This is a genomic window from Burkholderia sp. LFS061, assembly GCF_047978125.1.
Lineage (GTDB): Bacteria > Pseudomonadota > Gammaproteobacteria > Burkholderiales > Burkholderiaceae > Burkholderia > Burkholderia pyrrocinia_C.
The window spans coordinates 33,581-59,225 of record NZ_JBFPFS010000024.1; the positions used below are offsets into that span (position 1 = coordinate 33,581).

Sequence of the window (25,645 nt, forward strand, 5' to 3'; positions counted from 1 at the left end):
CGTCACTACTGTGTCATTGACGCACCGGAAACCGGCCGTCAGGTTTGATCTGGCGAAGCAAACCCGCGATTTTACTGCGCACGGCTTGAACCGGTCAAACCGCGCATGTCAAGCCCGCCCGCACGGGCCGTCAGGCGTTCGTACCCCAATCGAGCACGATCTTGCCGGTGTGCTCGCTGCTTTCCATCAGCGCGTGCGCCTGCGCGGCGTCCGCGGCCGGCAGCACACGATAGATCACCGGCTTGATGCGGCCGTCTGCGATCAGCGGCCACACGCGCGCCTTCAGTTGCGCGGCGATGCGCGCCTTGAACTCGACCGGGCGCGGCCGCAGCGTGGAACCCGTGACCGTCAGCCGGCGCCGCAGGATCTCGCTCAGGTTGACGTCGGCCTTCGCGCCGCCGAGCAGCGCGATCAGCACGAGACGGCCGCCGTCCGCGAGCGCGGACAGCTCGCGCGGCACGTACGAGCCCGCCACCATGTCGAGGATCACGTCGACGCCGCGATCATGCGTCAGCGACTTCACGACCTCGACGAAGTCTTCGGTCTTGTAGTTGATTGCGCGCTCCGCGCCGAGCGCCTCGCACGCACGGCACTTGTCGGCAGTGCCGGCCGTCGCGAACACGCGAAAACCGAGCGCATGCGCGATCTGGATCGCCGTCACGCCGATGCCGCTCGAGCCGCCCTGCACGAGCAGCGTTTCCTGCTCGCCCCCCTCGCCCGCGCCGAGCTGCGCACGGTCGAACACGTTGCTCCATACGGTGAAGAACGTTTCGGGCAGCGACGCGGCCTCGATATCGGTGAGCCCGTCGGGCACCGGCAGGCATTGCGGCAGCGGTGCAACCGCATACTCGGCATAACCGCCGCCCGCGAGCAGCGCACACACGCGATCACCAAGCTTCAGGCCGAACGGGTTCAGCGCGGCATCGGACAGGTCGCCGCCGACGATCTCGCCCGCGACCTCGAGGCCCGGCAGATCCGACGCGCCCGGCGGCGGCGCATAGGCGCCCTTGCGCTGGAATACGTCGGGCCGGTTCACGCCGGAAGCCGCCACCTTGATCAGCACCTCGCCGCGCTTCGGTTCGGGGCGCGGACGCTCCGCAAGCTTCAGCACGTCGGGGGCGCCGAATTCGGTGATTTCGATGGCTTTCATGGTGACGGTGGCTCCAGGATCGGAATCGGATGGCTCGCCGTGCGCGCGGCACGGGCGCCTCGCCGGCGCTGTTGCGCCGCACAACGATGCTACAGAAAAAACGGCCGGCGCGCTTTCGCACAGCCGGCCGTTGGTCCGCCTGCCCGCTTACTGCTGCGGCGGCGCGTCCGACTGCGACGCAGCCGCTGCTTCATTCAGCAGCGCCTTTGCCGACAGACGCACGCGACCCTTCTCGTCCGTCTGGATCACCTTGACCTTGACCTGCTGGCCTTCCTTCAGGTAGTCGTTGATGTCCTTCACACGCTCGTTGACGATTTCCGAGATGTGCAGCAGGCCGTCCTTGCCCGGCAGCAGGTTCACGATCGCGCCGAAATCGAGCAGCTTCAGCACCGTGCCTTCGTACACCTGGCCGACTTCGATCTCCGCCGTGATGTTCTCGATGCGCTTCTTCGCTTCGGCCATGCCGTCGCTGTTCGTGCTCGCGATCGTCACGACGCCGTCGTCCGAGATGTCGATGGTCGTGCCCGTTTCTTCCGTCAGCGCGCGGATCACCGAACCGCCCTTGCCGATCACGTCGCGGATCTTTTCCGGGTTGATCTTGATCGTGATCATGCGCGGTGCGAATTCCGACAGTTGCGTGTTCGCGCCCGAAACCGCCGACGTCATCTTGCCGAGGATGTGCATGCGGCCTTCCTTCGCCTGCGCGAGCGCGACCTGCATGATTTCCTTCGTGATGCCCTGGATCTTGATGTCCATCTGCAGCGCCGTAACGCCTTGCTCCGTGCCGGCCACCTTGAAGTCCATGTCGCCGAGGTGATCTTCGTCGCCGAGGATGTCGGTCAGCACCGCGAACTTGTTGCCTTCGAGGATCAGGCCCATCGCGATGCCCGCGACGTGCGCCTTCATCGGCACGCCGGCGTCCATCAGCGCGAGGCAGCCGCCGCACACCGATGCCATCGACGACGAACCGTTCGACTCGGTGATTTCCGACACGACGCGGATCGAGTAGCCGAATTCGTCGGCGCTCGGCAGGCACTTGACCAGCGCACGCTTCGCGAGGCGGCCGTGACCGATTTCACGGCGCTTCGGCGAGCCGACGCGACCCGTTTCGCCGGTCGCGAACGGAGGCATGTTGTAGTGGAGCATGAAGCGCTCGCGGTACTCGCCTTCGAGCGCGTCGATGATCTGCTCGTCACCCTTCGTGCCGAGCGTCGCGACGACCAGCGCCTGCGTCTCGCCGCGCGTGAACAGCGCCGAGCCGTGGGTGCGCGGCAGCACGCCGGTGCGGATCTCGATCGGGCGCACGGTGCGCGTGTCGCGGCCGTCGATGCGCGGCTCGCCGTTCAGGATCTGCGAACGGACGATCCTTGCCTCGATGTCGAACAGGACGTTGCCGACGGTGGCCTTGTCGGCTGCAACCGTGCCGGCCGCCAGCGCGTCTTCCTCGAGCTTCGCCGAAGTCGCCGAATAGACTTCCTTCAGCTTCGTCGAGCGAGCCTGCTTGTCGCGGAGCTGGTAAGCGGCGAGCAGGTCGTTCTGCGCCAACTCGGTCACGCGCGCGATCAGCGCCTCGTTCTTCGGCGCCGGCTGCCAGTCCCACTCGGGCTTGCCGCCTTCGCGCACCAGTTCGTGGATCGCGTCGATCGCCACTTGCATCTGCTCGTGGCCGAACACCACGGCGCCCAGCATCACGTCTTCCGACAGTTGGTCGGCTTCCGATTCGACCATCAGCACCGCGCGTTCCGTACCCGCGACGACGAGGTCGAGGCTCGACGCCTTGATCTGGTCGCGTGTCGGGTTCAGCACGTAGGCGTTGTCGATGTACGCGACGCGCGCGGCACCGACAGGGCCGTTGAACGGCAGGCCCGATACGGCGAGCGCAGCCGATGCGCCGATCAGCGCGGGGATGTCCGCCGGGATTTCCGGGTTCACGGACAGCACGTGGATCACGACCTGGACTTCGTTGTAGAAGCCTTCCGGGAACAGCGGGCGCAGCGGACGATCGATCAGGCGCGACGTCAGCGTCTCGTGCTCCGACGGACGGCCTTCCCGGCGGAAGAAGCCGCCCGGGATCTTGCCGGCGGAGTAGGTCTTTTCGAGGTAGTCGACGGTCAGCGGGAAGAAATCCTGACCCGGCTTCGCCGACTTCGCGCCGACGACAGTTGCCAGCACGACGGTGTCTTCGACGTCGACGATCACGGCGCCGCTTGCCTGGCGAGCGACTTCACCGGTTTCGAGGCGCACCTTGTGCTGGCCCCACTGGAATTCCTTCACGACCTTGTTGAACATGGACATGGTTGCTCCTTTGAATTCATGCATTTCATTCGCCGTACGGGCCATCCCGCGCGGCGGCGTCCCGACCGAATCACCCGGAGCAAGGTGTGTTTTTTATGCCATTCCAGCGCGGCGCTCAGGCAGCGACGCGCTGGAATGACACAAATCCCGACCCCGGTATCAGCCGTTCCGGCAGCCCGGCACCAACGTGCCTGACAGCCTGCGGTGCGTGTGACGCTACGCACCGCGCAAAAACAAAATGCCTGTATCAGCGGACTGACACAGGCATCTTGCTGGCGGCAATCGCCTCGATTACTTGCGCAGACCCAGCTTCTCGATCAGTGCGCGGTAACGGTCGGCATCCTTGCCCTTGAGGTAGTCGAGCAGCTTGCGGCGGCGGCTAACCATGCGCAGCAGGCCGCGGCGGCTGTGGTGATCCTTCGCGTGGGTCTTGAAGTGACCCGTCAGTTCGACGATACGTGCGGTCAGCAGTGCGACCTGGACTTCGGGCGACCCCGTGTCGTTGGTACCGCGGGCGAACTGAGCAACGACTTCCGACTTCTTGATATCTGCAACAGACATGTGATTTCCTTTCTAACTGAACAGGCGGACACGGAAGAATGGCCGTGCCGTGACTTACAACCGGCGGGCATTGTAACACAACTCCACACCGTTCCCACCGCCCCTGTCACGGGCGCGTCATCGAACAGGCAGACGGCATTTCCGTGCGCTGCGCCGGTACCGCCAGCACCGTCCGGAAACCGTAGCCGGAACCCTCGTTGTCGAAGCGCACGCCCGGCGTGCCGGCCTTGTCCATCTCCATCACGTAAAGGGGCTGGATCAACTGGTGATCCTGCGCGCGCATCCGCGACGCGTGGAAGCCGTCGTCGAACGACAAGCCCTCGAACGCACGCGCGACCGCGACAGGATCGGCCGACCCCGCGCGGTTCATCGCGGCGGCCAGCATTTCGACCATCACGCTCATTCGCCGTACCGGATAGTCGTCCTGCGCGGCCGGGAAACGGGTCCGGAACGCGCGGTAGAACGCGTCGGATTTCGCGACGCCCGCGTTCGGGTGCCAGTCCGCCACGGCGACGACCCGCCCGACGCCCGCATCGCCGAGCGCGGCCGGCGCGCCGAGGCTGTTGCCGTAGAACGTGTAGAACTTCGCATTCAGCCCCTGCTCGCGCGCCGCCTTCACGAGCAGCGTGAGGTCGTTGCCCCAGTTGCCGGTCACGACGGCGTCCGCGCCGCTCGCGCGGATCTTCGCGATATACGGCGAGAAATCCTTGATCCGGCCGATCGGGTGGAATTCGTCGCCGGCGATCGTCACGTCCGGGCGCCGCGCGGCCAGCGTCTGCCGCGCGAGCGTGCTGACGTCGCGGCCGAAACTGTAGTCCTGGTTCAGCAGATAGACCTTGCGCAGCGCGCGGTCGCGCGCCATCACGTCCGCGAGCGCGGCCATCCGCATCCCCGCGTGCGCGTCGAAGCGGAAATGCCAGAAACTGCAGCGCGCGCCGGTCAGCGCCGGATCGTCGGCCGAATAGTTGAGGAACAGCATCCGGTTGTCCGGGTCGCGTGCGTTCAGCTTGTCGAGCGCCGCGACGAGTACGGCCGCGACGGCCGAACTGTTGCCCTGCGCGACGAAACCGATATGCCGGTCCGCGGCCGCGCGCAACTGCACGAGCGCCTCCTCCGGGCTGCCCTTGCTGTCGAGCACGACGAGTTCGAGCGGATGCGCGCCGTCGCGCAGCTTCACGCCGCCCGACGCGTTGACCTGCTCGACGCCGAAGCGCAGGTTGCGCTCGACCGCCGCGCCGGCGTTCGCGAACGGGCCCGACATCCCTTCGATCAGCACGATCCGCACCGGCTCGCCGCCGGCAAACGCGGACGACACCAGCATCCACCCCGCGCTCAACGCGAGCGCGCACCGCTTCCACCCCTGCATCGGCTACCTGCCCTTCGATCTGCCCGAGAAGCGCGGATCATAGGCCGGCGCCCCCGCCGGCCGCAAGCGCGGCAGCGCCCGCGATCCGTACCGATTTTTTCGACGCGATGTGCCGTGGCGCGCCGTCCGTGATAAAACGGAACCTGTTTCCGTATTCTGGAGAATCCCCATGCGCATACGCATTCCCGCGCGCCTGCCGGTGCTGCTCGCCTGTGCCGCCGCGCTGCTGGCCGGTTGTGCGCAACCGTGGCAGCAATACCAGGCGGGCCAGGACGAGTCGGCGATCGTCGCGCGCATGGGTCCGCCGCGCGAGATCTACGACCTGCCCGGCGGCGGCAAGCGCCTGATGTGGCCGACACAGCCGATGGGCGAGGTCACGATCGCGGCCGACGTCGACGCGTCCCACAAGATCGTCAACGTGCGCCAGGTGCTGCAGCCGAGCGAGTTCTATCGTGCGGAGATCGGCAAGTGGACGAAGACCGATGTCCTCGTCAATTTCGGGCGCCCCGTCGAGACGTCCTACTTCCCGCTGATGAAGCGCGAGGTGTGGACGTACCGGTATCTCGAGGACAACGTCTGGTACATGATGTACAGCTTCTACTTCGATCCGCAGGGCATCCTGCGCATCACGCAGAAAACGCCGGACCCGCTGCACGATCCCGATCGCCGCAACCTGTTCTGACCGATTACGCATTTACGCGCAATTTTCACAATGGCCATTCACGAATTATTGCGTGAACGGCCATTCCTTTTTTCCGCCATCCAATTAATTCAGGAAATACGACGGAAATCTTTTCCGATCGATGACATTCCGATGCCAATAAGCTGAAATCCCCGTCATGAGGGCCTCTGCGCGGAAACAGGCATGCGCAATGCATGTCATGCGTTGGGTTGGTGCACGCAATGCACTACACCAATCCAATTTGAAACAATTTGTTTCAACACACCCGAAGTGCTAGGGCATACCCCTAATATCAGTCGAAATTCAACCTTTCAATTCAGAAAGAATCCTATTGCGCCATTTCGGCCGATATTTATTTGCCTTTGTCATAAAGGAGTCCTCATGAACCGCCCCAAGAGCATGCTGGTTGCCAACATTGCCTGGGCCCGCGAGACGCGCGAACACACGCCCGGCTTTTTCGACGCGCTCGCGCGCGGCCAGAATCCGCGCGTGCTGTGGATCGGATGCTCGGACAGCCGCGTGCCCGCCGAAACCATCACGCATAGCGCGCCCGGCGAGCTGTTCGTCCATCGCAACATCGCAAACCTGTTCCATCCCGACGACGACAATTCCGCCAGCGTGCTCGAGTACGCGGTGCGCGTGCTGCAGGTCGACCATGTGATCGTGTGCGGGCACTACGGGTGCGGCGGCGTGCGCGCGTCTCTGCTGCCGCCGCCGTCCGAGCTGCCGCACGTCGCGCGCCGCATCGCACCGCTCTGCGCGCTCGCGCGGCGCCATCGCGACACGCTCGACGGGCTCGACGACACGGCCGCCGCCGACCGCCTCGCCGAGCTGAACGTGCTCGAACAGGTACGGCTGCTGCGCGCGTCGCCGATCGTGCGCGGCCGGGAACGGCCGCCGCTCGTGCACGGCTGGATCTTTTCGCTCGCCGACGGCCGCCTGCAGGAACTCGATTCCGGCTACGCGACGCCGCCTGCCAATGTCGAGCCCGCGCAGGCCGCTACGGCCGCCGCGCTCGGCTGATTCCCCCGTCCCCTATGCCAACGAAATCGCCCCAATCATGAAACTGAACGAGCGCCTGTCCACCCTGCCGCGCGACGTCGTCGCCGGCATCGTCGTTTTCCTCGTCGCACTGCCGCTCTGTCTCGGCATCGCCAATGCATCCGGCGTCGAGCCGTTCGCCGGGCTCGTATCCGGCATCGTCGGCGGCATCGTCGTCGCGCTGCTGAGCGGCTCGTCGTTGTCCGTCAGCGGGCCGGCCGCCGGCCTCGTCGTGATCGTCGTCGAAGGGATCGCGCAACTCGGCAGCTTCTCCGCATTCCTGCTCGCGGTGCTGCTGTCCGGCGTGCTGCAGTTCGGATTCGGCATGCTGCGCGCCGGCCGCTTCGCCGCCTACGTGCCGTCGCCCGTCATCAAGGGTATGCTCGCCGCAATCGGCCTGCTGCTGATCGTGAAGCAGATTCCGTTCGCGTTCGGCATCGGCGGCTCGGGCGCGCAATCGTTTGCGAACTGGCCTGGCCTGCCGGTCGCGTGGGCCGCCACGGCCATCGCGCTCGCATCGCTCGCACTGCTGGTCGCGTGGGACACGCCCGCGCTGCGCCGCTTCGCGCTGGTGCGTTCGGTGCCCGCACCGCTCGCGGTCGTCGTGCTGGGCATCGGCGCGACGCTCGTGCTGGGCCTCGTCGCGCCGTCGGTCGCGCCGGGCGCCGCCCATCGCGTGACGCTGCCCGAGCTCGGATCGTTCGCGGCTTTCGCGGCATCGCTCAAGCACGCGGAGCTTGGCCCGAACTTCGCGCAGCTCGTCAATCCTGACGTGTGGCGCGTCGCGATCACGCTCGCGGTCGTCGCGAGCCTCGAGACGCTGCTGAGCCTCGAAGCGGTCGAGCAGATCGACCCGAAGCGCCGGCCGACCCAGCCCGACCGCGAACTGAAGGCCCAGGGCGTCGGCAATCTCGTCGCGGGCGCGTTCGGCGGCCTGCCGATCACCTCGGTGATCGTGCGCAGCTCGGTCAACGTCAATGCAGGCGCGCAAAGCCGGATGTCGGCAATCGTCCACGGGATGCTGCTGCTCGCGAGCGTGTTCGCACTCACCGGCCTGATCAACCTGATCCCGCTCGCGAGCCTCGCCGCGATCCTGATCCACACGGGCTTCAAGCTCGCGAAACCGGCGCTGTTCCGCTCGGTGATGAAGCAGGGGCCGGCCGCGTTCGTGCCGTTCGCCGCGACGATCGCCGGCGTGCTCGCGGTCGACCTGCTGTTCGGCATCGCGCTCGGCCTCGCATGCAGCGTGCTGGCGGTCGCCGCCGCGAACCTGAAGAGCCCCGTCACGCTCGCGCAACACGACGATCACTTCCTGCTGTCGTTCCGCAAGGACGTGTCGTTTCTCGGCAAGGTCCAGGTCAAACACCACCTGCGGCACATTCCGGACCGGGCAGCGGTCATCATCGACGCGACGCGCGCCGACTACATCGATCACGACGTGCTCGAACTGCTCGACGCGTTCGTCGCCGATGCGCCGCGGCGCGGGATCGCGGTCGAGTTCCGCCGACGCAGCCCGGCGCCCCGCCCGGCCGCGCGCCGCTGGCTGTTCCGCGCACCGGCCGCCGAATGAGCGGCAGATGAAAAAACGCCCCGGCGACGCAAGGCCGCACGGGGCGTTTCGGTGATGCGCAGCGCGCGGCGCTTACGAGCGCTGCGGGTTGAGCTTGTCGTCCTTCGAATGCAGCTTGTTCAGCGCGGAGATGTACGCCTTGGCGGACGCGGCAACGATGTCCGGATCGGTGCCGACGCCGTTGACGATCCGCCCGCTCTTCGACAGCCGGACGGTCACTTCGCCCTGCGCCTGCGTGCCGGTCGTGATTGCATTCACCGAGTACAGCAGCAGTTCGGAACCGCTGCCGACTTCGCCCTCGATCGCGTTGAACGTCGCATCGACCGGACCGTTGCCGCGCGCCTCGCCGGTCACCTCCTTGCCTTCGACCGCGAACACGATCTTCGCCTGCGGCTGCTCGCCCGTTTCCGAACGCTGCGACAGCGACACGAACTTGTAGTGTTCCTGCTCGTGCGCGAATGCCGATTCCTCGGACACGATCGCGATGATGTCCTCGTCGAAGATCTCGGCCTTGCGGTCGGCCAGATCCTTGAAGCGCATGAACGCGGCGTTCAGTTCCGCTTCGCTGTCGAGCGACACGCCGAGCTCCTGCAGGCGCTGCTTGAACGCGTTGCGGCCCGACAGCTTGCCGAGCACGATCTTGTTCGCGGACCAGCCCACGTCTTCCGCGCGCATGATCTCGTAAGTGTCGCGTGCCTTCAGCACGCCGTCCTGGTGGATGCCCGACGCGTGCGCGAATGCGTTCGCGCCGACCACCGCCTTGTTCGGCTGCACGACGAAACCGGTGATCTGCGACACGAGCTTCGACGTCGGCACGATCTGCGTGGTGTCGATGCCGACATCGAGGCCGAAGTAATCCCTGCGCGTCTTCACGGCCATCACGATCTCTTCGAGCGACGTGTTGCCCGCGCGCTCGCCGAGACCGTTGATCGTGCACTCGACCTGACGCGCGCCGCCGATCTTCACGCCGGCGAGCGAGTTCGCGACGGCCATCCCGAGGTCGTTATGACAGTGCACCGAGAAGATCGCCTTGTCCGAGTTCGGAATGCGCTCGCGCAGCGTCTTCACGAGGTTGCCGTAGAGCTCCGGCACGCCGTAGCCGACCGTATCGGCGATGTTGATCGTCGTCGCGCCTTCGGCGATCACGGCTTCCAGCACGCGGCACAGGAAATCCAGGTCGGAGCGGCTGCCGTCTTCCGGCGAGAATTCGATGTTGTCGGTGAACTTGCGTGCGAAACGCACCGCGAGGCGTGCCTGCTCGAACACCTGGTCGGGCGTCATCCGCAGCTTCTTCTCCATGTGCAGCGGCGACGTCGCGATGAACGTGTGGATCCGGAAGCTATTGGCCGGCTTCAGTGCGTCGGCCGCGCGCTGGATGTCCTTGTCGTTGGCCCGCGCCAGCGAGCAGATCGTGCTGTCCTTCACGAGACCGGCGATCGTGTGGATCGCGTCGAAATCGCCGTTCGAGCTGGCCGCGAAGCCGGCCTCGATCACGTCGACCTTCATCCGCTCGAGGTTCTTCGCGATGCGGATTTTCTCTTCCTTCGTCATCGACGCGCCGGGCGATTGCTCGCCGTCACGCAACGTCGTATCGAAAATGATCAGCTTGTCTGTCATGGGGGGCTCCAGGGCTTTTTATACGGAAGTCAAACGTAATGAGATCGCGCCACCGCTGGCGACGCTCAACAACAGACGAGGCTTGACGGAGGGCGGGAACGGTCAGCGCGGCAGGCGCGCCAAAGCTAGCGCGCGTAGCGGCGCACCGGCTAGAAGGAGGGAGAGGCGGGAAAATGCAGTCATGCCGAAGACTATAGCGACATTCCGCTGGGCGCGCAATCGGACGGCACCCCGGGGTCCGGCGGCCCGGCTTGAAAAAGGGGCAAATGAAAACGGCGGCCTCGCGGTCGCCGTTTCCGGACAAATCGTGCGTCAGTGATCGCGCTGCGACGAGCGCGCCGGATTCGCACGCCCGCGGATCGCCATGTAGGCCCAGAACACGTAGCCGGACAACCCGTACAGCACGAACAGGCAGAACAGCATCAGCGGCGGGTCGGACGACACGAGCACGAACGCGACGACGACGAGCAGGATCGCCGCGAACGGCACGCGGTGCCGCACGTCGAGCGCCTTGCCGCTGTAGAACGGCGCGTTCGACACCATCGTCACGCCCGCATAGATCGTCAGCACGAACGCGACCCACGGCAGCCAGCCGAGCTTCATCGGCACGCGGTTGTCGGTCGCGAGCCATACGAAGCCCGCGATCAGCGCGGCGGCGGCCGGACTCGGCAGCCCCTGGAAGAAGCGCTTGTCGACGACGCCGATGTTCGTATTGAAGCGGGCGAGGCGCAGCGCGGCGCCCGAGCAGTAGACGAACGCGGCGAGCCAGCCCCAGCGGCCGAGATCCTTCAGCACCCACTCGTACATCACGAGCGCGGGCGCGACGCCGAACGACACCATGTCCGACAGGCTGTCGAACTGCTCGCCGAACGCGCTCTGCGTATGCGTCATGCGCGCGACGCGCCCGTCCATCCCGTCGAGCACCATCGCGACGAAAATCGCGATCGCGGCGATCTCGAAACGCACGTTCATCGCCTGCACAACCGCGAAGAAGCCGCAGAACAGCGCGGCGGTCGTGAACGCGTTCGGCAGCAGGTAGATGCCGCGCGTCTTCAGGAACCGCTGGCGCGAAGCGCGGCGGCTCTCGATGGGCACCGGATCGGGCGCCATCCCCTTGTTGCGGCGGAACGGGCGTGGCGTCTGGCTGGTGCCGTTGCGCGGCCGGCGCGGTTTGAATGCGGCCATCGTGCGCCCCGCCGCTTACTGTTCGAGCTCGGCGAGGATCGTCGACGACGCGTAGACCTTCTCGCCGATCGACACCTTCGCGCGGCTGCCGATCGGCAGGTACACGTCGACGCGCGAACCGAAGCGGATGAAACCGTAGCGCTGGCCGCGCGACAGCGGCTCGCCGGCGCGCACGTAGCAGAGAATCCGGCGGGCGACGAGACCCGCGATCTGCACGGCGGTGACGGTCTTGCCGCTCGCCGTCTGGATCACGACCGCGTTGCGCTCGTTCTCGGTCGACGCCTTGTCGATCGCCGCGTTCAGGAACGCACCCGGGAAGTACTCGACCTTCGTGATCGCGCCATCGACCGGCGAACGCTGCGAATGGACGTTGAATACATTCATGAACACGCTGATCTTCAGCGCTTCGCGGTTCGCGTACGGATCCTGCGAGGTCTCGACCGCGACGATGCGGCCGTCCGCCGGGCACAGCACCGCGTTCGGCTGCGCCGGGATCGGGCGCTGCGGATCGCGGAAGAACTGGACGACAAAGGCGAGCAGCAGCCAGAACGGCCACGCGAAGCCGAAGCCCCCGACGGCGTGGATCAACAGCGCGATGACGGCAGCAATCGCGATGAACGGCCAGCCTTCGCGCGCGATGATCGGATGAGGATAGTTCATGGATTCGTTCTGTGTTCGGTGAATTGCAAAGCCCGTAGCATAACAAAAGCCGCCCGGGGCACTGCTGCCTTCGGACGGCTTTTTGATGCCGACCCTCCACTCGAAGGGCCGGAACAGCACGCGGTGCTTAGTTCTTCGTCTGGTCGACGAGCTTGTTCTTCGCGATCCACGGCATCATCGCGCGCAGCTTCGCGCCGACCTGCTCGATCTGGTGCTCGGCCGTCAGGCGGCGGCGCGATTGCAGCGTCGGAGCGCCTGCCTTGTTCTCGAGAATGAAGCTCTTCGCGTACTCGCCCGTCTGGATGTCGGTCAGGCACTGCTTCATCGCCTTCTTCGTCTCTTCCGTGACGACGCGCGGGCCCGTCACGTACTCGCCGTACTCGGCGTTGTTCGAGATCGAGTAGTTCATGTTCGCGATGCCGCCTTCGTAGATCAGGTCGACGATCAGCTTCAGTTCGTGCAGGCACTCGAAGTACGCCATTTCCGGCGCGTAGCCTGCTTCGACCAGCGTCTCGAAACCTGCCTTGATCAGCTCGACGGTACCGCCGCACAGCACGGCCTGCTCGCCGAACAGGTCGGTTTCGGTTTCTTCACGGAAGTTCGTCTCGATGATGCCTGCACGGCCGCCGCCGTTCGCCGCCGCGTACGACAGCGCGATGTCGCGTGCCGCGCCCGACTTGTTCTGCGCAACCGCGATCAGGTGCGGCACGCCGCCACCTTGCGAGTACGTGCCGCGCACGGTGTGGCCCGGTGCCTTCGGCGCGATCATGATCACGTCGAGGTCGGCGCGCGGGATCACCTGGCCGTAGTGGACGTTGAAACCGTGCGCGAACGCGAGCGCCGCGCCCTGCTTGATGTTCGCGTGCACTTCCTTCGCGTACACGTCGGCGATCTGCTCGTCCGGCAGCAGCATCATGACGACGTCCGCGCCCTTCACCGCTTCCGCGACTTCCTTGACCGACAGGCCGGCGTTTTCGGCCTTGCTCCACGACGCGCCGCCCTTGCGCAGGCCGACCGTCACGTTCACGCCGCTTTCCTTCAGGTTCAGCGCGTGTGCATGGCCTTGCGAGCCGTAGCCGATGATCGTGACTTGCTTGCCCTTGATGAGGGAGAGGTCGGCGTCTTTGTCGTAGAAAACGTTCATGATGGTTCCTTCGCTAATTCAAAAATTCAACAATTCGTTCGGATGGAGTACTGCGAGCCGGGACATGACGGCGCACCCGGCGTGCCTCTTCGGCATTTTCGGCATCAAACCTTCAGGATGCGCTCGCCGCGTCCGATGCCGGAGCTGCCGGTACGCACGGTCTCGAGGATCGCGCTCGCGTCCAGCCCCTGGATGAATGCGTCGAGCTTGTCGCTCGCGCCCGTCAATTCGATCGTGTAGGTCTTTTCGGTCACGTCGATGATGCGGCCGCGGAAAATGTCCGACATCCGCTTCATTTCTTCGCGCTCCTTGCCCACTGCACGTACCTTGATCAGCATCAGCTCGCGTTCGATGTGTGCACCGTCGGTCAGGTCCACCACTTTCACCACCTCGATCAGGCGGTTCAGATGCTTCGTGATCTGTTCGATCACGTCGTCGGAGCCAATGGAAACGATGGTGAGCCGCGACAGCGATTGGTCTTCGGTCGGCGCCACCGTCAAGGTTTCGATGTTGTAGCCGCGTGCGGAAAACAGACCGACCACGCGCGACAGCGCGCCCGGTTCGTTCTCCAGCAGGACGGAAATGATGTGTCTCATGTTCGCTTCTTCCAGAATGTGTCCGTGTCGATTCACTCGCGCCGCGCGCCGCCGCGTGCCGCACCGCCCTTCGTGAAGGCGGCCGCATCGGGCTCAAGCGCGCGTCGCGCCGTTACAGATCTTCCGATCCGAGCAGCATCTCGGTGATGCCCTTGCCGGCCTGTACCATCGGCCAGACGTTTTCGGTCGGATCGGTCTGGAAGTCGAGAAACACGGTGCGATCCTTCAGGCGCAGCGCTTCCTTCAGCGCCGGCTCCACATCCGAGGTCTTTTCGATCCGCATGCCGACATGGCCGTACGCTTCGGCGAGCTTCACGAAATCGGGCAGCGCATCCATGTACGAATGCGAATAGCGCTTGCTGTATTCGATCTGCTGCCACTGGCGAACCATGCCGAGGTAGCGGTTGTTCAGCGAAATGATCTTCACGGGCGTGTCGTACTGCAGGCAGGTCGACAATTCCTGGATGCACATCTGGATCGAGCCTTCGCCCGTGATGCACAGCACGTCGTCGTCCGGGTGCGCCATCTTGACGCCCATCGCCGCCGGCAGGCCGAAGCCCATCGTGCCGAGGCCGCCGGAGTTGATCCAGCGACGCGGCTTGTTGAAGCGGTAGAACTGCGCGGCCCACATCTGGTGCTGGCCGACGTCCGAGCACACGAACGCATTGCCGTCCGTCAGCTCCCACGCCTTCTCGACCACATACTGCGGCTTGATGATCTCGCTTTCGCGGTCGAACTTCAGGCAGTCCTTCGCGCGCCAGCCCTCGATGTCCTTCCACCATTGCGCGAGCGCCTCGGTGTCGGGGCCATGCTCGGCCGTCTGCAGTTGCTCGATCAACTCCTTCAGCACTTCCTTCACGTCGCCGACGATCGGGATGTCGACCTTCACGCGCTTCGAGATCGACGACGGGTCGATGTCGATGTGGATGATCTTGCGCGGACGCGACGCGAAGTGCGCCGGGTCGCCGATCACGCGGTCGTCGAAGCGGGCACCGATCGCGATCAGCACATCGCAGTGCTGCATCGCCATGTTCGCTTCGTAGGTGCCGTGCATGCCGAGCATGCCGAGGAATTTCTTGTCCGACGCGCGATAACCGCCGAGGCCCATCAGCGTGTTCGTGACCGGGTAGCCGAGCAGGTCCGCGAACTGGTTCAGTTCGCGCGACGCGTCGGCGAGGATGATGCCGCCGCCCGTGTAGATATAGGGACGCTTCGCCGTCAGCAGCAGCGACACGGCCTTGCGGATCTGGCCCGAATGGCCTTTCGTAACGGGGTTGTACGAACGCAGCGACACGCTCTTGACCGGCTCGTACTGGCACGGCGTCTTCGAGATGTCCTTCGGAATGTCGATCAGCACCGGGCCCGGACGGCCGGTGCGGGCGATATAGAACGCCTTCTTGACGGTTTCCGCGAGGTCGCGCACGTCCTTCACGAGGAAGTTGTGCTTCACGCACGGGCGCGTGATGCCGACCGTGTCGCACTCCTGGAATGCGTCCTGGCCGATCGCGGCAGTCGGCACCTGGCCGCTGATCACGACCATCGGGATCGAATCCATGTAAGCCGTCGCGATGCCGGTCACCGCGTTGGTGACGCCCGGGCCCGACGTCACGAGGCAGACGCCGACATTGCCGGTGGAACGCGCATACGCATCGGCTGCGTGCACGGCCGCCTGTTCATGGCGCACCAGCACGTGCTGAATCTTGTCCTGCTTGTAAAGCTCGTCGTAGATATAGAGAACCGAGCCGCCGGGGTAGCCCCAGATGAATTCGACGTTCTCGTCGGCCAGTGCCTTCATGAGCACGGTGGCGCCGATGGAGTCGCTATCGGGAGGGGAAAGGGGTTCCGACGTGGAGAATTCCGCGCTGGGCATGTTCATTTTGACCTTTCGAATTTTCGGCAAAAAATTGATCGGGTGCTCTCTGCCGGGCTTGTGGCTCGGGTTCAAGCGGCGCGTCCAGTTTGAAGGGCGGGCTTCTTGGGCCAGCCTCAAATGAGACCATCACTTCATGTTGCGAATCGCTGACGATAGCGGGTCGTGATTAGGTCGTCAAGCAAAATATCCCGCACCGCATCATGCGCGCCGCCCGGCACCCCACCGCCGCGGCTCGCGCGCAACGCGCGGCGCCCAACCCGGTGCCAACCAGAGCGAAAATTTGTTAGCATCCGCGGGTTTTACGAAATTTTTCGACCTTTTACACCACGCAGCGGCCCGCAGCGCATACCTTCACGGAATGGCATCAGACAAGGAACTCGCCGACTTTCTGGCGGGCGTCGAAAGGCGCGCGTTCAAGCAGGCTGCGTACGCGGTGCGTGACGACGATGCGTCGCTCGACATCGTGCAAGACGCGATGATCAAGCTGGCCGAAAAATACGGCGACCGGCCGGCGGCCGAACTGCCGCTGCTTTTTCAGCGGATCCTGCAGAACGCGATCCACGACTGGTTCCGCCGGCAGAAGGTCCGCAACACCTGGGTCACGCTCTTCTCGTCGCTGAACAACACCGACGACGAAGACTTCGACCCCCTCGAAACGCTCGAATCCGCGAACGACAACGCGGGCGTCGAGAGCAGCGAGCACCGCCTCGAAAGAGAGCAGGTTCTGGCCCTGATCGACGAAGAAATCCAGAAACTTCCGGCGCGTCAACGGGAAGCGTTCCTGATGCGTTATTGGGAAGATATGGATGTCGCCGAGACTGCCGCCGCAATGGGGTGCTCCGAAGGCAGCGTCAAGACGCACTGCTCACGAGCCACCCACACCCTGGCGCAAGCGCTCAAGGCCAAAGGAATCACGCTATGAGCTCCGCTCCCGCAAACCGAGAACACGAATTCGCGCTGAAGGTGCGCCGCGCGCTGGACGAGCGCGCGGCCGCACTGCCTGCCGCGACCACCGATCGGCTGGCCGTCGCCCGCCGGGCTGCGCTCGCGCGCAAGAAGCCCGAGCCCGCGACCGCACCGGTGTTCGTGCCGGCCTTCGCCGGCGCGGCCGGCGCCTACGGCCCGGCGCCCACGAGCCGCCCGCAGGCCGGCCGCCCGTACGCGTCGTTCGCGCGCCGCCTGCTGCGCGCGTGGCCGCTCGCACTGCTGCTCGCGGGGCTCATCGGCATCGCCTACTGGGAAGACATGCAGCGCACCGCCGAACTCGCCGACATCGACGCGGCGATGCTCAGCGACGACCTGCCGCTCAACGCGTATCTCGATCACGGGTTCAACGCGTATCTTTCGCACGCTCGCTAACAGACAATAACGAGGGGATCGCACGGGTGAGTCAGAAGCGCGGCCTGGCCGTATTTTTCGGATGCGTGATCGCGATCGCCGTTTCCTACGTCGCCACGTATTCGCGATTCCACCCGCCCCCCGCGACGACTACCGTCGCGGCTGCCAGCCCTGCCGCGCCCGCATCGGCCGCGACCGGGCTGACCGCCGACCTCCCGCCGCTGCCACTGCCGCTGCCGGCCGCCACCGGTCCGCTGTCGTGGGCGCGCCTCACGCCGGCGCAGCACGCGGCACTCGCGCCGTTCGCCGACCAGTGGGACGGCTTCAGCGACGCCCGCAAGCGAAAATGGCTGAAGATCGCGTCGCGTTTCGCGAAATTGACGCCGGATGACCAAAAACGCCTGCAGGACCGGATGTCCGAATGGGCGCGAATGACGCCCGAGCAGCGCCGCGTCGCGCGCGAGAACTACCAGAGCGCGAAGGAGCTTTCCGCGCAGGCGCGCGAGCGCGCGTGGAAGGCCTACCAGCAACTCCCCGAGGAACAGAAGGAACGTCTCGCGGCTGCCGAGCGCCGCCGCCGGCCGAGCGTCGTCAGTGCGCCGCCGACCGTCGCCGACCGTGACGTTCGCCGCCTCGTCAATTCGCACGAGCACCCGGCAAGCGGTGCAGCCCCCGCACCGGCGCCCGCCTCGGCCAGCGCCTCCGTGCCGCCGGTGCCCGCGTCGTCGACGGCCGGCGCCGCGTCGGTGCCCGCTGCGGTGGCACCGGTGTCGCCCGCCGACGCGCCTTCGCTGTTCAGGGGCTCCTGAGCGGCCGTGGCGAACGCCCGCGCACCCGAGACTCCGGCCGCCGCGCCGTCGGTGCGGCGGCGCCTCGCCGCGCTGCTCTACGAAGGCGTGCTGCTGTTCGGCGTCGTGTTCTTCGCGGGGCTCGCGTTCAGTCTCGCGACGCAGCAGCGCAACGGCCTCGTCCATCACAACCTGCTCGCCGCGTGGATCGCGCTCGTCGTCGGCGCGTATTTCGTCTGGTTCTGGACCCACGGCGGCCAGACGCTGCCGATGAAGACCTGGCGGCTGCGGCTCGAATCGTCGAGCGGCCGGCCGCTGAGCGCCGGCCATGCGCTCGTGCGCTATGCGCTCGGCTGGCTGTGGTTCCTGCCGCCGCTCGCGCTGCATCCGCTCCTCGGCCTGTCGGTGCCGGTCACGCTGGCGCTCACCGCCGCGTGGATCGTCGCGTGGGCCGGCGCCGCCCGGCTGCATGCCGGCCGCCAGTTTCCGCACGACCGGATCGCGCGCACGCGCGTCGTCGCCATGCCGCGCTGACGCGCCGCATTCGCCAGACGAAATCAGTTCGCCCAAGCCTTTCCCGCGTCGCCCGACGCGCCTGCCGGACAACCGCCGACCGTTCGGTGCGGCAGATTACACAATGCCTTTCATTCACTGCTAAACACCCTGCATAGGTCGTAATAAGAACGTCTCGTGACTGTCATGGCACAGTCACGCCCGCATGGCGGAATGCCGGTAATGTCAACCGGCGCGAGTCATGCATGGGCCAGAAACCGTCCGCGACCTCCCTGTTCCGTCACCCGCTCGGCGCTCGCGCCGCCACCGCTTTCCTGTCCGGCTCAGGCGCAACCGATGGCCTGGCGTCGCAAGAACCACCTGCCGTACACGCCACGCGGCACGACGACCCCGACCCGTCCGCGCATCGCTACCGCACCATCTGGCTGTCCGACATCCACCTCGGCTCGAGCGGATGCCAGGCGCCGTACCTGCTCGACTTCCTGCGTCACAACGACTCGGAATACCTGTACCTCGTCGGCGACATCATCGACGGCTGGCAGTTGAAGAAAGGCTGGTACTGGCCGCAGGCGCACAACGACGTCGTGCAGAAGATCCTGCGCAAGGCGCGCAAGGGCACGCAGGTCGTCTACATCCCCGGCAACCACGACGAAGGCGCGCGGCAGTTCTGCGACCTCGCGTTCGGCGATATCCAGGTGCGCGGCGAGGCGTTCCACACGACGCTCGCGGGCAAACGTTTGTGGATCGTGCACGGCGACCTGTTCGACGGCGTGATCCAGCACGCGAAATGGCTCGCGTATCTCGGCGACACGCTCTACACGCTGATCCTCGTGCTGAACCGCTGGTTCAACCGGATCCGCAGCCGGCTCGGATTCCAGTACTGGTCGCTGTCGCAGTACCTGAAGCACCAGGTCAAGAACGCGGTCAACTTCATCTCGCAATTCGAGACCGTGATGACCGACGAGGCGCGCCGCCGCGGCTGCGACGGCGTCGTGTGCGGTCACATCCACAAGGCGGAGATCCGCGATATCGACGGCGTGCTGTACTGCAACGACGGCGACTGGGTCGAAAGCCTGTCCGCGCTCGTCGAAACGATGGAAGGCGAACTGAAGATCGTCTACTGGACGGTGATGCGCACCGCACCGTCGGAGACCACGTCGCGCAAGGCCAAGGCCACTGCCTGACACAACCCTACTTACAGGACAATGCCGCGATGAAGATCATGATCGTCACCGACGCGTGGGAACCGCAGGTCAACGGCGTCGTGCGCACGCTGAAGAGCACCTCGCGCGAACTCACTGCGCTCGGCCACCGCGTCGAACTGCTGACGCCGCTGGAATTCCGCACGGTACCCTGCCCGACCTACCCCGAGATCCGCCTGTCGATCCTGCCGTACCGCAAGCTGCGCGCACGGATCGACGCGTTCGCGCCCGACGCGCTGCACATCGCGACCGAAGGCCCGCTCGGCCTCGCCGCGCGACGCTATGCGCGCTCGCGCAAACTGCCGTACACGACCGCGTATCACACGCGCTTTCCGGAATACGTGCAGGCGCGCTTCGGCATTCCGCTGGCCGCGACCTACCGCTTCCTGCACTGGTTCCACGGCCCGTCGCTCGCGGTGATGGCGCCGACGCCGGTCGTCAAGGAAGACCTCGAGAAGTTCGGCTTCACGAACGTCGTGCTGTGGACCCGCGGCGTCGATCTCGACATCTTCCGCCCGATGGAGTCGAAGGTGCTCAACACCGCGCGGCCGATCTTCCTGTACGTGGGTCGTGTCGCGATCGAAAAGAACGTCGAGGCGTTCCTGCGTCTCGACCTGCCCGGCTCGAAGTGGGTCGCGGGCGAAGGCCCCGCGCTCGCGGAACTGAAGTCGCGCTATCCGGAGGCGAACTATCTCGGCGTGCTGTCACAGGCCGAACTCGCGAAGGTGTATGCTGCGGCCGACGTGTTCGTGTTCCCGAGTCGCACCGACACGTTCGGCCTCGTGCTGCTCGAGGCGCTCGCGTGCGGCACGCCGGTTGCCGCGTATCCCGTCACGGGCCCGATCGACGTGCTCAGCGGCGGCGACGCCGGCGCGATGCACGAGGACCTGCAGGAAGCCTGCCTCGAAGCGCTGAAGATCGAACGCACGACCGCGCGCGCATGGGCGGAACGCTTCTCGTGGCGCGCGGCGTCCGAGCAGTTCGCATCGCATCTGAAGCCGCTGCCGAAAACCGCGTACTCGCCAGCCGAAGGTGCCGCCGTTTGAAACGAGACCTGAACGACAAGACCCCGCCCCCCGCCGCAACGCAGCAACGGCACCGCCCGTTCGACGAGGAGGAGCCGCATGGCGACACGGACGCGCACGCGTCCGAGCCGCTCGGCCCCGACGATCAACTGACGCCGCTGCCGCCGAATCCGTACAAGCGCCACCGCGGCATCACGCGCGCATGGTACGCACTCAAGCATTCGCTGAACGGCTTTCGTGTCGCGATCCGCGAGGAGAGCGCGTTTCGCCAGGAGCTCACGCTCGCCGCGCTGATGCTCCCGATCGGCGCGTTCGCGCCGGTGCCGGCCGCATCGCGCGCGCTGCTGATCGCCTCGGTGCTGCTGGTGCTGATCGTCGAACTGCTGAACTCGAGCGTCGAGGCCGCGATCGACCGCATCTCGCTCGAACGCCACGAACTCTCCAAGCGCGCGAAGGACCTCGGCAGCGCGGCCGTGACGGTCGCGCTGTTCGCGTGCGTGACGACCTGGGGCTTCGTGCTCGGCCCGGTCGTCGCGCACTGGCTCGGCTTCTAGCCGGCTGCCCGCCGCGCGCGTTGCGCATCGCCCGCGTGCGGCGCTGCACCATCCGTCGCACGGGGCCGCGATCACGAAATGCGCCCGATGTGGCGAAACCCCGGTTTATAATCGTCCGCCAGACATAGAACAGCAACCCGCGCCGGACGAATCCCGCAGCATCGATTGCAGCGCCCGCCAGTCCGGCACACACAGGGCCGGACGACATGGAAGCGAAACCTCCCCGCCGCACCCGCGAACGGATTCTCGAGTTGTCGTTGAAACTCTTCAACGAGATCGGCGAGCCGAACGTCACGACCACGACGATCGCCGAGGAAATGGAAATCAGTCCAGGCAACCTGTACTACCATTTCCGCAACAAGGACGACATCATCAACAGCATCTTCGCGCAGTTCGAGCAGCAGATCGAACGGCGGCTGCGCTTTCCCGAAGATCATCGTCCGACGATCGACGAAACCTGGTCGTACCTGCAGTACATGGCCGATTTCATGTGGACCTACCGGTTCCTGTATCGCGACCTCAACGACCTGCTCGCCCGCAACCGCACGCTCGAGACGCACTTCAAGCAGATCATCAGCCACAAGGTGCGCTTCGCGCGCGAGATGTGCGAGCTGCTCGTGTCCGACGCCGAGATGGTCGCGACGCCCGCCGAGATCGAAGTCATCGCCACCAACATGGCCGTCATTTCGACGTACTGGCTGTCGTATCAGTACGTGATGCATCCGCGCAAGTACAACGACCAGGACGCGATTCGCGAGGAACTGCACCAGGTCAGCATGCACGTGATCTCCGTGATGGCGCCGTACCTGCGCGGCCGTTCGCGCCAGCTGTTCGACGACCTGGTCTCCGGCAAGCTGCCCAAGCGCCAGTTCACCGACTACCTGCCGCCGCGCGACGGGTCGCCGCGCCCCGCCGGCGGGCCGGTCGCCGTTGGGCAGGCCCCCGCCAAGGATTCCAAGCAATGAAGGCAGTCTGCGTTTACTGCGGCTCGTCGTCCGGCGTGCGGCCCGTCTATGCCGACGCCGCGCGCGCATTCGGCCGCGCGCTCGTCGGTGCGGGCCTGACGCTCGTGTACGGCGGCGGCCGTGTCGGCCTGATGGGCGTGATCGCCGACGAAGTGATGGCGGCCGGCGGCCGTGCGGTCGGCGTGATCCCCGAACTGCTCGTCGACAAGGAAGTCGGCCATACGGGGCTGTCGGAACTGCACGTCGTGCCCGACATGCACCACCGCAAGAAAATGATGGCCGACCTCTCGGACGCGTTCGTCGCGATGCCCGGCGGCGCCGGCACGCTCGAGGAGCTCTTCGAGGTCTACACGTGGGCGCAGCTCGGCTATCACCGCAAGCCCGTCGCGCTCTACAACATCGATTCGTTCTACGATCCGCTGATCGCGCTGCTGCGTCATACGGTCGATGAGGGTTTCATGCGCCCGGCCTATTTCGACGCGCTGTGCGTCGATTCGGAACCGGTCGAACTGATCGAACGGCTGCGCCGCTATCAACCGCCCGCCCGCGACAAGTGGGCGCCCGACGCAGCGAAGTAACCGTCCCCGGGAGCCGCACGCGATGACCGCACCGTCCGGCCGCAAGGCCGTCCTCGTCACCGGCGCGAGCCGCGGCATCGGCCGCGCGACCGCCGTGCTCGCGGCCGAACGCGGCTGGGACGTCGGCATCAACTACGCGCGCGACGCGGCGGCAGCCGAACGCACCGCGCAGGCCGTCCGCGATGCGGGCGGCCGTGCGTGCGTCGTCGCGGGCGACGTCGCGAACGAAGCCGACGTCGTCGCGATGTTCGACACCGTCGCGGCCGCGTTCGGACGCCTCGACGCGCTCGTCAACAACGCGGGCATCGTTGCGCCGTCGATGCCGCTCGCCGACATGCCGGCCGACCGGCTGCGGCGGATGTTCGACACCAACGTGCTCGGCGCGTACCTGTGCGCGCGCGAAGCCGCGCGCCGGCTGTCCACCGACCGCGGCGGCCAGGGCGGCGCGATCGTCAACGTCTCGTCGATCGCCTCGCGGCTCGGCTCGCCGAACGAATACGTCGACTACGCGGGCTCGAAAGGCGCGGTCGATTCGCTGACGATCGGTCTTGCAAAGGAACTCGGCCCGCACGGCGTGCGCGTCAACGCGGTGCGCCCCGGCCTGATCGAGACCGAAATCCACGCGAGCGGCGGCCAGCCGGGCCGTGCTGCCCGCCTCGGCGCGCAGACGCCGCTCGGCCGCGCGGGCGAAGCGCACGAGATCGCCGAAGCGATCGTCTGGCTGCTCGGCGACGCAGCGTCCTACACGACGGGCGCCCTGCTCGACGTCGGCGGCGGCCGGTAACCGCACGCGCGGCACGTCAAAACCGTCACCCGAAGCGACCTGTCGTCACGGCGCCACAAATCTCCACAATTTCGTGACGGTTTCAGTAAACATTCGTAACAGTTCCGTGATTTACTAGCGGCCAGCCAGACAGGCGCCGTAAACGCCTGTTTTCTTGCCACCATGATGTGGCCCTTATCGGTCCGGCCCATGTCGCCGAACCGGCTCGACTCGACCCGAGATCTTTTCCATGCCTGGAACCGCAGCGCCCGGCCGGCGACGCACGTCGGTGCCCGCTCCGGCCCCGCACACCCGCTCAACCGCCGACGCCGACCTTACCGCGACGCTTGAAGCCGCCGGCACGCCCGTCATGGCCGTGACCGCCTCGACCAGCACCGCGCGCGACCGCTCGCTCCTGCTCGGCTGGCGCGCGTGGCTGCTCGCCGCTGCGCTGGTCTGCGCGTATGTGCTGCCCGGCGTGCTCGGCCACGATCCGTGGAAACAGGACGAAACCTACACGTTCGGCATCATCCAGCACATGCTCGAGACCGGCGATTTCGTCGTGCCGACCAATGCCGGCCTGCCGTTCATGGAAAAACCGCCGCTTTACGCGTGGGTCGCGACCAGCCTCGCGTGGCTGCTGCAGCGCGTGATGCCGCTGCACGACGCGGCACGGCTCGCGAGCGCGCTGTTCGCCGTACTCGCGTTCGGCTTCATCGCGCGCGCGGCGCGCATCGCCAACCGCGCGGACAACTGGTTCGACCTGCGTGTGATCGGTCCCGTCGTGCTGAGCGCGGGCACGCTCGTCGTCATCAAGCACATGCACGACATGATGACGGACGTCGCGCTGTTCGCCGGCACGGCAATGGGCTTCTGCGGGCTGCTCGAACTCGTGATGCGGCACGTCGCGCACGCGCAGCAGATGCGGCACGGGCTGCCGGTCCGGCCGTCGGGCCGCTGGGCCGCGCCGATCTTCGGCGCGGGCGTCGGCATCGCTCTGATGGCGAAGGGGCTGTTCGTGCCGCTCGTGTTCGCGGCCACGCTCGTCGGCGCGCTGGTGCTGTACCCGGCCTGCCGCACCCGCTCGTTCGCGCGCGCACTCGGCGTCGCCGCGCTCGTGTTCGCGCCGTTCGCGCTGATCTGGCCGACCGCGCTGTTCCTGCGTTCCGAGACGCTGTTCATGACGTGGTTCTGGGACAACAACGTCGGCCGCTTCTTCGGCTTCTCCGTCCCCGAACTCGGCGCGGAAAACGACAAGCCCTTCTTCATCCTGCGTGCATTCCTGCTCGTCGGCTTCCCGGTCGCGCCGCTCGCGATCGTCGCGCTCGCGCGCGGTGCGTGGCGCGACTGGCGCATGCCGCGCATCGCGCTGCCCGTGCTGTTCGCCGGCGTCGGGCTCGTGGTGCTGCAGGTGTCCGCAACGTCGCGCCAGCTCTACATCCTGCCGTTCTTCGCGCCGCTCGCGCTGGTCGCCGCGCAGGCGATCGAACGCATTCCGCGCACGCTGCATCTCGCGTGGGATTACTTCAGCCGCGTGCTGTTCGGTACGGCCGCCGCACTCGCCTGGGGCATCTGGGCAGTAATGGCCGATCCGGCCGCGTCGCGCGCGGATCTCGCGCTGCTCGGCCGCTGGCTGCCGCTCGACTGGACGATGCCGATCGAGCCCGCGCTTGTAGTCGGTGCGCTCGCGCTGACGGTCGGCTGGCTGACGCTGCTGCCGAAGCTGCGCACGACGGGCCTCTGGCGCGGCGCGCTGTCGTGGGGCGCCGGCGCAGTCGTCGCGTGGGGGCTCATCTATACGCTGCTGCTGCCGTGGCTCGACGTCGCGAAGAGCTACCGCTCGGTGTTCGACGACCTGAATGCGCATCTCGCGCTCGAATGGAACGACGGCGACTGCATGGCGAGCCTGCACGGGCTCGGCGAATCGGAAGCGCCGATGCTGTACTACTTCTCCGGCATCCAGCACACGCCGATCGACGACGCGAAGACGACGCGCTGCACGTGGATGATCGTCCAGGGCGTGCGGGCCGTCGATCCGGCGCCAGGCAGCGAATGGAAACTGTTCTGGACGGGCGCGCGCCCGGGCGACAACGAAGAACTGCTGCGCGTCTACGTGCGCACGCCCGAACAGCACCTGCAGTGACGCAGGACGGCGCGACGCCGTCTTGCCTGCTTTCAT

24 protein-coding genes are annotated in these 25,645 nt (G+C 66.3%); 14 read left to right on the plus strand and 10 right to left on the minus strand.

Annotated elements, in window-relative coordinates; genetic code table 11:
• Nucleotides 1-130: 130 nt before the first annotated feature.
• The 4 genes from ACNQQL_RS21070 to ACNQQL_RS21085 all read right to left on the minus strand — a co-directional run bounded on the left by ACNQQL_RS21070 (nucleotide 131) and on the right by ACNQQL_RS21085 (nucleotide 5,372).
• Complete coding sequence (locus ACNQQL_RS21070) at nucleotides 131-1,150, minus strand: NAD(P)H-quinone oxidoreductase (protein WP_347065425.1); 1,020 nt, start codon at nucleotides 1,148-1,150, stop codon at nucleotides 131-133.
• Nucleotides 1,151-1,297: 147 nt separating this feature from the next.
• Nucleotides 1,298-3,445 carry a polyribonucleotide nucleotidyltransferase gene (gene pnp / locus ACNQQL_RS21075; RefSeq protein WP_347065427.1) on the minus strand — a complete coding sequence of 716 codons (2,148 nt, stop codon included), beginning with the start codon at nucleotides 3,443-3,445 and terminating at the stop codon, nucleotides 1,298-1,300.
• Nucleotides 3,446-3,736: 291 nt separating this feature from the next.
• Complete coding sequence (rpsO, locus tag ACNQQL_RS21080; RefSeq protein WP_006398792.1) at nucleotides 3,737-4,006, minus strand: 30S ribosomal protein S15; 270 nt, start codon at nucleotides 4,004-4,006, stop codon at nucleotides 3,737-3,739.
• A 106-nt stretch (nucleotides 4,007-4,112) separates the two neighbouring features.
• Nucleotides 4,113-5,372 carry a branched-chain amino acid ABC transporter substrate-binding protein gene (locus ACNQQL_RS21085; RefSeq protein ID WP_347065429.1) on the minus strand — a complete coding sequence of 420 codons (1,260 nt, stop codon included), beginning with the start codon at nucleotides 5,370-5,372 and terminating at the stop codon, nucleotides 4,113-4,115.
• 169 nt (nucleotides 5,373-5,541) lie between these two features.
• Between ACNQQL_RS21085 and ACNQQL_RS21090 the strand changes: the two genes are divergently transcribed.
• The 3 genes from ACNQQL_RS21090 (at nucleotide 5,542) to ACNQQL_RS21100 (ending at nucleotide 8,665) form a co-directional block, all read left to right on the plus strand.
• Nucleotides 5,542-6,054: a hypothetical protein gene (locus tag ACNQQL_RS21090; RefSeq protein ID WP_175962887.1), complete on the plus strand. Its 513-nt coding sequence runs from the start codon at nucleotides 5,542-5,544 to the stop codon at nucleotides 6,052-6,054.
• Between the two features lie 381 nt (nucleotides 6,055-6,435).
• Nucleotides 6,436-7,077 (plus strand): carbonic anhydrase, encoded by a 642-nt coding sequence (locus ACNQQL_RS21095; protein ID WP_347065431.1) that lies wholly within the window; start codon nucleotides 6,436-6,438, stop codon nucleotides 7,075-7,077.
• 37 nt (nucleotides 7,078-7,114) lie between these two features.
• Complete coding sequence (locus tag ACNQQL_RS21100) at nucleotides 7,115-8,665, plus strand: SulP family inorganic anion transporter (RefSeq protein ID WP_347065433.1); 1,551 nt, start codon at nucleotides 7,115-7,117, stop codon at nucleotides 8,663-8,665.
• A gap of 72 nt (nucleotides 8,666-8,737) precedes the next feature.
• On the opposite strand, the gene ACNQQL_RS21105 is transcribed toward ACNQQL_RS21100, so the two are convergent.
• The 6 genes from ACNQQL_RS21105 to ACNQQL_RS21130 form a co-directional block, all read right to left on the minus strand.
• Nucleotides 8,738-10,282 carry a 2-isopropylmalate synthase gene (locus tag ACNQQL_RS21105; RefSeq protein ID WP_347065434.1) on the minus strand — a complete coding sequence of 515 codons (1,545 nt, stop codon included), beginning with the start codon at nucleotides 10,280-10,282 and terminating at the stop codon, nucleotides 8,738-8,740.
• Nucleotides 10,283-10,594: 312 nt separating this feature from the next.
• Nucleotides 10,595-11,467, minus strand: coding sequence for a CDP-diacylglycerol--serine O-phosphatidyltransferase (gene pssA, locus ACNQQL_RS21110; RefSeq protein WP_072440710.1), 873 nt, complete (start codon nucleotides 11,465-11,467; stop codon nucleotides 10,595-10,597).
• A gap of 15 nt (nucleotides 11,468-11,482) precedes the next feature.
• Nucleotides 11,483-12,127 carry a phosphatidylserine decarboxylase gene (locus ACNQQL_RS21115; protein WP_034184876.1) on the minus strand — a complete coding sequence of 215 codons (645 nt, stop codon included), beginning with the start codon at nucleotides 12,125-12,127 and terminating at the stop codon, nucleotides 11,483-11,485.
• Between the two features lie 127 nt (nucleotides 12,128-12,254).
• Nucleotides 12,255-13,271 (minus strand): ketol-acid reductoisomerase, encoded by a 1,017-nt coding sequence (gene ilvC / locus ACNQQL_RS21120; protein ID WP_047898620.1) that lies wholly within the window; start codon nucleotides 13,269-13,271, stop codon nucleotides 12,255-12,257.
• Nucleotides 13,272-13,375: 104 nt separating this feature from the next.
• The gene (gene ilvN / locus ACNQQL_RS21125; RefSeq protein ID WP_006750445.1) at nucleotides 13,376-13,867 is read right to left on the minus strand and encodes an acetolactate synthase small subunit; all 492 of its coding nucleotides are present in this window, start codon (nucleotides 13,865-13,867) and stop codon (nucleotides 13,376-13,378) included.
• A gap of 112 nt (nucleotides 13,868-13,979) precedes the next feature.
• Nucleotides 13,980-15,743, minus strand: a complete 1,764-nt coding sequence (locus tag ACNQQL_RS21130; RefSeq protein ID WP_072440714.1) for an acetolactate synthase 3 catalytic subunit — start codon at nucleotides 15,741-15,743, stop codon at nucleotides 13,980-13,982.
• A gap of 355 nt (nucleotides 15,744-16,098) precedes the next feature.
• Between ACNQQL_RS21130 and ACNQQL_RS21135 the strand changes: the two genes are divergently transcribed.
• The 11 genes from ACNQQL_RS21135 to ACNQQL_RS21185 all read left to right on the plus strand — a co-directional run bounded on the left by ACNQQL_RS21135 (nucleotide 16,099) and on the right by ACNQQL_RS21185 (nucleotide 25,609).
• Nucleotides 16,099-16,662: an RNA polymerase sigma factor gene (locus ACNQQL_RS21135; protein ID WP_175962883.1), complete on the plus strand. Its 564-nt coding sequence runs from the start codon at nucleotides 16,099-16,101 to the stop codon at nucleotides 16,660-16,662.
• Nucleotides 16,659-17,099 (plus strand): DUF3619 family protein, encoded by a 441-nt coding sequence (locus tag ACNQQL_RS21140; protein ID WP_072440718.1) that lies wholly within the window; start codon nucleotides 16,659-16,661, stop codon nucleotides 17,097-17,099. Before ACNQQL_RS21135 ends, ACNQQL_RS21140 begins: the two co-directional genes overlap by 4 nt.
• A gap of 26 nt (nucleotides 17,100-17,125) precedes the next feature.
• The gene (locus tag ACNQQL_RS21145) at nucleotides 17,126-17,887 is read left to right on the plus strand and encodes a DUF3106 domain-containing protein (protein WP_347065439.1); all 762 of its coding nucleotides are present in this window, start codon (nucleotides 17,126-17,128) and stop codon (nucleotides 17,885-17,887) included.
• Between the two features lie 6 nt (nucleotides 17,888-17,893).
• Nucleotides 17,894-18,400 carry an RDD family protein gene (locus ACNQQL_RS21150; protein WP_204423945.1) on the plus strand — a complete coding sequence of 169 codons (507 nt, stop codon included), beginning with the start codon at nucleotides 17,894-17,896 and terminating at the stop codon, nucleotides 18,398-18,400.
• 224 nt (nucleotides 18,401-18,624) lie between these two features.
• Nucleotides 18,625-19,563 (plus strand): UDP-2,3-diacylglucosamine diphosphatase, encoded by a 939-nt coding sequence (locus ACNQQL_RS21155; protein WP_072440724.1) that lies wholly within the window; start codon nucleotides 18,625-18,627, stop codon nucleotides 19,561-19,563.
• Nucleotides 19,564-19,592: 29 nt separating this feature from the next.
• Entirely contained in the window at nucleotides 19,593-20,627 is a 1,035-nt protein-coding gene (locus ACNQQL_RS21160; RefSeq protein ID WP_072440726.1) for a glycosyltransferase family 4 protein, read from the plus strand.
• Nucleotides 20,624-21,160, plus strand: coding sequence for a diacylglycerol kinase (locus ACNQQL_RS21165; protein ID WP_034184867.1), 537 nt, complete (start codon nucleotides 20,624-20,626; stop codon nucleotides 21,158-21,160). Before ACNQQL_RS21160 ends, ACNQQL_RS21165 begins: the two co-directional genes overlap by 4 nt.
• Nucleotides 21,161-21,366: 206 nt before the next feature.
• Nucleotides 21,367-22,125, plus strand: a complete 759-nt coding sequence (locus ACNQQL_RS21170) for a TetR/AcrR family transcriptional regulator (RefSeq protein WP_072440730.1) — start codon at nucleotides 21,367-21,369, stop codon at nucleotides 22,123-22,125.
• Nucleotides 22,122-22,703 (plus strand): TIGR00730 family Rossman fold protein, encoded by a 582-nt coding sequence (locus ACNQQL_RS21175; RefSeq protein WP_034184865.1) that lies wholly within the window; start codon nucleotides 22,122-22,124, stop codon nucleotides 22,701-22,703. The genes ACNQQL_RS21170 and ACNQQL_RS21175 overlap by 4 nt, the downstream gene beginning before the upstream one ends.
• Nucleotides 22,704-22,725: 22 nt before the next feature.
• Nucleotides 22,726-23,487, plus strand: a complete 762-nt coding sequence (locus ACNQQL_RS21180) for an SDR family oxidoreductase (RefSeq protein ID WP_034184864.1) — start codon at nucleotides 22,726-22,728, stop codon at nucleotides 23,485-23,487.
• Between the two features lie 229 nt (nucleotides 23,488-23,716).
• Nucleotides 23,717-25,609 carry a glycosyl transferase gene (locus ACNQQL_RS21185; protein ID WP_347065444.1) on the plus strand — a complete coding sequence of 631 codons (1,893 nt, stop codon included), beginning with the start codon at nucleotides 23,717-23,719 and terminating at the stop codon, nucleotides 25,607-25,609.
• The last annotated feature ends 36 nt before the right edge of the window (nucleotides 25,610-25,645 follow it).

What these genes read in the sequence shown, in the direction of transcription:
- ACNQQL_RS21070 (WP_347065425.1), bottom strand. Translation starts at nt 1,150, where the DNA reads ATGAAAGCCATCGAAATCACCGAATTCGGCGCCCCCGACGTGCTGAAG.
- pnp (WP_347065427.1), bottom strand. Translation starts at nt 3,445, where the DNA reads ATGTCCATGTTCAACAAGGTCGTGAAGGAATTCCAGTGGGGCCAGCAC.
- rpsO (WP_006398792.1), bottom strand. Translation starts at nt 4,006, where the DNA reads ATGTCTGTTGCAGATATCAAGAAGTCGGAAGTCGTTGCTCAGTTCGCC.
- ACNQQL_RS21085 (WP_347065429.1), bottom strand. Translation starts at nt 5,372, where the DNA reads ATGCAGGGGTGGAAGCGGTGCGCGCTCGCGTTGAGCGCGGGGTGGATG.
- ACNQQL_RS21090 (WP_175962887.1), top strand. Translation starts at nt 5,542, where the DNA reads ATGCGCATACGCATTCCCGCGCGCCTGCCGGTGCTGCTCGCCTGTGCC.
- ACNQQL_RS21095 (WP_347065431.1), top strand. Translation starts at nt 6,436, where the DNA reads ATGAACCGCCCCAAGAGCATGCTGGTTGCCAACATTGCCTGGGCCCGC.
- ACNQQL_RS21100 (WP_347065433.1), top strand. Translation starts at nt 7,115, where the DNA reads ATGAAACTGAACGAGCGCCTGTCCACCCTGCCGCGCGACGTCGTCGCC.
- ACNQQL_RS21105 (WP_347065434.1), bottom strand. Translation starts at nt 10,282, where the DNA reads ATGACAGACAAGCTGATCATTTTCGATACGACGTTGCGTGACGGCGAG.
- pssA (WP_072440710.1), bottom strand. Translation starts at nt 11,467, where the DNA reads ATGGCCGCATTCAAACCGCGCCGGCCGCGCAACGGCACCAGCCAGACG.
- ACNQQL_RS21115 (WP_034184876.1), bottom strand. Translation starts at nt 12,127, where the DNA reads ATGAACTATCCTCATCCGATCATCGCGCGCGAAGGCTGGCCGTTCATC.
- ilvC (WP_047898620.1), bottom strand. Translation starts at nt 13,271, where the DNA reads ATGAACGTTTTCTACGACAAAGACGCCGACCTCTCCCTCATCAAGGGC.
- ilvN (WP_006750445.1), bottom strand. Translation starts at nt 13,867, where the DNA reads ATGAGACACATCATTTCCGTCCTGCTGGAGAACGAACCGGGCGCGCTG.
- ACNQQL_RS21130 (WP_072440714.1), bottom strand. Translation starts at nt 15,743, where the DNA reads ATGAACATGCCCAGCGCGGAATTCTCCACGTCGGAACCCCTTTCCCCT.
- ACNQQL_RS21135 (WP_175962883.1), top strand. Translation starts at nt 16,099, where the DNA reads ATGGCATCAGACAAGGAACTCGCCGACTTTCTGGCGGGCGTCGAAAGG.
- ACNQQL_RS21140 (WP_072440718.1), top strand. Translation starts at nt 16,659, where the DNA reads ATGAGCTCCGCTCCCGCAAACCGAGAACACGAATTCGCGCTGAAGGTG.
- ACNQQL_RS21155 (WP_072440724.1), top strand. Translation starts at nt 18,625, where the DNA reads ATGGGCCAGAAACCGTCCGCGACCTCCCTGTTCCGTCACCCGCTCGGC.
- ACNQQL_RS21160 (WP_072440726.1), top strand. Translation starts at nt 19,593, where the DNA reads ATGAAGATCATGATCGTCACCGACGCGTGGGAACCGCAGGTCAACGGC.
- ACNQQL_RS21170 (WP_072440730.1), top strand. Translation starts at nt 21,367, where the DNA reads ATGGAAGCGAAACCTCCCCGCCGCACCCGCGAACGGATTCTCGAGTTG.
- ACNQQL_RS21175 (WP_034184865.1), top strand. Translation starts at nt 22,122, where the DNA reads ATGAAGGCAGTCTGCGTTTACTGCGGCTCGTCGTCCGGCGTGCGGCCC.
- ACNQQL_RS21180 (WP_034184864.1), top strand. Translation starts at nt 22,726, where the DNA reads ATGACCGCACCGTCCGGCCGCAAGGCCGTCCTCGTCACCGGCGCGAGC.
- ACNQQL_RS21185 (WP_347065444.1), top strand. Translation starts at nt 23,717, where the DNA reads ATGCCTGGAACCGCAGCGCCCGGCCGGCGACGCACGTCGGTGCCCGCT.